Source organism: uncultured Nisaea sp. (assembly GCF_963974195.1).
Classification (GTDB): Bacteria; Pseudomonadota; Alphaproteobacteria; order Thalassobaculales; family Thalassobaculaceae; genus Nisaea.
In genome coordinates, this window is the sequence record NZ_CAXBDC010000198.1 from 1 (window position 1) to 2,651 (window position 2,651).

2 protein-coding genes and 1 pseudogene are annotated in these 2,651 nt (G+C 60.8%); all 3 read right to left on the minus strand.

The window, feature by feature from the left end; all coding sequences use genetic code 11:
• A pseudogene (locus AAC126_RS22120) lies at positions 1–481 on the minus strand (F0F1 ATP synthase subunit beta); the annotation flags it as partial.
• 77 nt (positions 482–558) lie between these two features.
• Positions 559–1,443 (minus strand): F0F1 ATP synthase subunit gamma, encoded by an 885-nt coding sequence (locus AAC126_RS22125; protein WP_339857615.1) that lies wholly within the window; start codon positions 1,441–1,443, stop codon positions 559–561.
• A gap of 35 nt (positions 1,444–1,478) precedes the next feature.
• Positions 1,479–2,651: F0F1 ATP synthase subunit alpha (gene atpA, locus AAC126_RS22130; protein WP_339857617.1), on the minus strand; the 1,173-nt coding region annotated here is incomplete at its 5' end.

The following is a 2,651-nucleotide window of genomic DNA, read 5'->3' on the forward strand; positions in this document are numbered from 1 at the left end:
GAACCGTCTTGCCCACGCCGGCGCCGCCGAACAGGCCGATCTTGCCGCCCTTGGCATACGGTGCCAGCAGGTCGACGACCTTGATGCCGGTGACCAGAATTTCAGCTTCCGTCGACTGCTCGGCAAAGGACGGTGCGGAACGGTGAATCGGGGACTTGGTCTTGGTCACAACCGGCGCGCCGTCATCCACCGGATCGCCGATCACGTTCATGATCCGGCCCAGGGTTTCCGGTCCAACCGGAACCATGATCGGGGAGCCGGTATCTTCAACCGGCTGACCGCGGACCAGACCTTCTGTTCCGTCCATGGCGATCGTACGAACCGTGCGCTCACCGAGGTGCTGAGCGACCTCCAGAACCAACAGATTGTCGCCATTCTTCGTATGCAGGGCGTTCAGGATGGCCGGGATCTCGCCGTCGAACTGAACGTCGACAACGGCGCCGATTACCTGTGTGACTTTGCCTGTCGCATTCTTAGCCATAAGTCAGCTCCAAACCTCTATCCGGGTTATCCGGATCCTCGTTAATTCCATTCGATCAAGATTGTCTTCGGTGCGGCCTAGACGGCCTCGGCACCGGAGATGATCTCGATAAGTTCCTTAGTAATGTTCGCCTGCCGCGCCCGGTTGTAGTTCAGCGTCAGCTTGTCGATCATATCGCCTGCATTCCGCGTCGCATTGTCCATCGCGGTCATACGGGCCCCATGCTCACTGGCATTGCTTTCCAGCAGCGCGGTGAAGATCTGCGTCGCGACGTTACGCGGCAGCAGCGCGGCCAGGATTGCTTCTTCGTCCGGCTCATACTCGTAAAGAGCGCCGCTCTCAGAAGCGGACGAGTCCTCTTCCACCTCCGGCACACTTGCCGGAATGACCTGCTGGTTGGTGATGATCTGCGTCATCGCCGACTGGAAGCGGTTGAACAGCAGGCTGCAGATGTCGAACTCTTCGTCTTCGAACATCTTCAGGATCTGGGCCGCCAGCTCGTCAGCCGAAGCAAAGGCCACGCCCTTGCGGGTCACGTCCTGGACCGAGCCGACGATGATATCGCCGAATTCGCGCTTCAGGGCATCCTTGCCACGACGGCCGACGCAAAACAGCTTGACCGTCTTGCCTTCACCACGCAGCGCCCGGACACGCTGGCGCGCCGCCCGGATGACCGTGCTGTTGAAACCACCGCACAAGCCCCGGTCCGCCGTGAAGACCACCAGCAGATGGATATTGTCACGACCGGTTCCCGACAGCAGCTTCGGACCACCGGCCTGCGTCGCGGCACCTGCCAGCGACGCAATCATCCGGTTCATCCGCGCGGCATAGGGCCGGGAGGCTTCCGCCTGTTCCTGGGCACGGCGGAGTTTAGCCGCCGCGACCATTTTCATGGCAGAGGTGATCTTCCGCGTCGACTTGACGCTGTTGATCCTGATCTTCAGGTCCTTGAGGGTGGCCATGTATGCTCCTCGCTCTGCTCGCTAGCTGCCAATCCTCAGGCGAAGGTTTTTACGAAGCCGCTGAGGAATGCCTTCAGCTTTTCTTCGATATCGGCAGTCAGCGCCTGCTCGGCCTGGATCGCGTCCAGGATGTCCTTACCCTTGGAACGGATTTCCGAGAGATAGGCCTGCTCGAAGCGGGTCACATCGCCGAGCGGCAGCTCGTCGAGATAGCCACGCACACCTGCATAGATCACCGCAACCTGCTCTTCCACCTTCAGCGGAGAGTACTGCGGCTGCTTCAGCAGCTCGGTCAGGCGAGCACCACGGGCCAGCAGCTTCTGCGTGATCGGGTCGAGGTCCGACGCGAACTGCGCGAAGGCCGCCATTTCACGATACTGGGCAAGCTCCAGCTTGATGGAACCGGCAACCTGCTTCATCGCCTTGATCTGGGCGGCGGAGCCAACACGGCTGACCGAGAGACCGACGTTCACGGCCGGGCGGATGCCCTGATAGAACAGTTCGGTCTCGAGGAAGATCTGACCGTCGGTGATGGAAATCACGTTGGTCGGAATGTAGGCGGAGACGTCACCGGCCTGGGTTTCGATGACCGGCAGCGCGGTCATGGAACCGGCACCTTGGGCATCGTTCATCTTCGCCGCACGCTCGAGAAGCCGGGAGTGCAGATAGAAGACGTCACCCGGGAACGCTTCACGTCCCGGAGGACGACGGAGAAGCAGGGACATCTGGCGATAGGCAACGGCCTGCTTGGACAGATCGTCATAGACGATGACGCTGTGCATGCCGTTATCGCGGAAGAATTCACCCATGGTGCAGCCGGTATACGGTGCCAGGTACTGCATCGGCGCCGGCTCGGAAGCGGTGGCGGCCACGACGATGGAATATTCCATCGCGCCGTAATCTTCCAGGGTCTTCACGATCTGGGCGACCGTGGAGCGCTTCTGGCCAATCGCGACATAGATGCAGAACATCTTCTTGCTGTCGTCGTCGCCGGCGGCGTCATTGGTGGCTTTCTGGTTGATGAAAGCATCGACGGCGATGGCGGTCTTGCCGGTCTGACGGTCACCGATGATCAGCTCACGCTGGCCACGGCCGACCGGGATCAGGCTGTCGATGGCCTTGAGGCCGGTCTGCATCGGCTCATGCACGGATTTACGCGGCATGATGCCCGGCGCTTTGACTTCAACGCGCTTGCGCTCGACATTTTC